This is a genomic window from Vibrio viridaestus (genome assembly GCF_003856525.1).
GTDB lineage: Bacteria > Pseudomonadota > Gammaproteobacteria > Enterobacterales > Vibrionaceae > Vibrio > Vibrio viridaestus.
This window is the reverse complement of record NZ_RJVQ01000119.1, coordinates 1-488: the sequence shown is the minus strand read 5'-3', so window position 1 is coordinate 488 and position 488 is coordinate 1. Positions and strand designations below refer to the sequence as shown.

2 protein-coding genes are annotated in these 488 nt (G+C 51.6%); both read left to right on the top strand.

Going from position 1 to position 488, the window contains the following annotated elements:
• Window positions 1-335, top strand: a 335-nt coding sequence (rzpD, locus tag EES38_RS22420; protein ID WP_208020507.1) for a lysis protein, incomplete at its 5' end; no start/stop codon positions are given.
• Entirely contained in the window at window positions 319-420 is a 102-nt protein-coding gene (locus EES38_RS22285) for an Rz1 family lipoprotein (RefSeq protein ID WP_439333284.1), read from the top strand. The genes rzpD and EES38_RS22285, both read left to right, overlap by 17 nt.
• Window positions 421-488 lie beyond the last annotated feature (68 nt).

The following is a 488-nucleotide window of genomic DNA, read 5'->3' as shown; positions in this document are numbered from 1 at the left end:
AACTGAAGCTGGCGAACGCGGCAATTACTGACATGCAGATGCGTCAGCGTGATGTTGCTGCGCTCGATGCAAAATACACGAAGGAGTTAGCTGATGCTAAAGCTGAAAATGATGCTCTGCGTGATGATGTTGCCGCTGGTCGTCGTCGGTTGCACATCAAAGCAGTCTGTCAGTCAGTGCGTGAAGCCACCACCGCCTCCGGCGTGGATAATGCAGCCTCCCCCCGACTGGCAGACACCGCTGAACGGGATTATTTCACCCTCAGAGAGAGGCTGATCACTATGCAAAAACAACTGGAAGGAACCCAGAAGTATATTAATGAGCAGTGCAGATAGAGTTGCCCAGGCGTGGATAATGCAGCCTCCCCCCGACTGGCAGACACCGCTGAACGGGATTATTTCACCCTCAGAGAGAGGCTGATCACTATGCAAAAACAACTGGAAGGAACCCAGAAGTATATTAATGAGCAGTGCAGATAGAGTTGCCCA